2 protein-coding genes and 1 pseudogene are annotated in these 1,001 nt (G+C 34.0%); all 3 read left to right on the top strand.

Annotation, left to right across the window (positions count from 1 at the left end):
- Nucleotides 1–253 (top strand): GNAT family N-acetyltransferase (locus tag AC1DTM_RS28495; RefSeq protein WP_477001489.1); only part of this gene is annotated, 253 nt, incomplete at its 5' end.
- 21 nt (nucleotides 254–274) lie between these two features.
- A complete protein-coding gene (locus AC1DTM_RS28490; RefSeq protein WP_002110140.1) occupies nucleotides 275–796 on the top strand; it encodes a YfiT family bacillithiol transferase in 522 nt (173 codons plus the stop codon).
- Nucleotides 736–1,001, top strand: a pseudogene (locus tag AC1DTM_RS28485) (GNAT family N-acetyltransferase); the annotation flags it as partial. The gene AC1DTM_RS28490 and the pseudogene AC1DTM_RS28485, both read left to right, overlap by 61 nt.

The raw sequence follows: 1,001 nt of genomic DNA, 5'->3' as shown, positions 1-1,001 counted from the left end.
AGGCTACCGAGTTGGAGAGAAGTTTACAAAAAAAGGAGTTGCAGCATCATCTGTAAAATTGATTTTGGCTCAAGCAAGAGTCTATGAAATTAATGAAATACATGCTATGACAACAACAAATAACATAGCTTCACAAATTGTATTAGAAAAGAGCGGATTTTCTCGTGAAAAGGAAGCGGATACAACTACTGTAGATTTAAACGGGGAAAACGTAAATTTCGTACATTATATTTGGAGGAATACTAAGAATTAAAAATAATAGGGGGACATGTACATGAAGGATTTACGTTATCCAATAGGTCAATTTACTTATGTAGGCACTATTACAGAAGAAATAATTGATAAATGGATTCAAGAAATAGAGGATTTACCTAATGAACTAGCAAGTGCGATAAAAGATTTAGATCAGAAGCAGTTAGATACACCGTATCGCGTTGGTGGATGGACTGTTCGTCAAGTCGTTCATCATGTTGTTGATAGTCATATGAATAGCTACATACGCTTTAAATTAGCACTGACAGAAAAGAATCCAACTATTAAACCGTACAAAGAAGAAAAATGGGCAGAGCTACCTGACTCAAAATTACCAGTAGATGTTTCACTTGTAATGCTAGATTCATTACATAAAAGATGGGTTAACTTATTATATTCTTTAGAACCGGCAGATTTAGAAAAGACATTTAATCATCCTGAATCAGGAGAAAAAAAACTTGCTGCTGCAATTGGACTATATGCATGGCACGGTCGTCATCATACAGCTCATATCACTTCTTTAAGAGAGCGTTTAAATTGGTAACATTAGAGAAGGCGACAGAAATTGATGCAGAGATTATATTTCAAATGCAAGTAGAATCATTTAGTTCATTATTAGAAAAGTATAAGGACTATGAAACAAATCCGGCAAATGAACTTATTGAAAGAACGATTTCGAGAATAAATAATCCGGACGGTGGATTTTATAAAATTTTCGTAAATACGAATCTTGTCGGAGCGATATGTAT

The organism is Bacillus sp. P4_D3, assembly GCF_056401855.1.
This window is presented reverse-complemented; position numbering and strand designations above follow the sequence as displayed.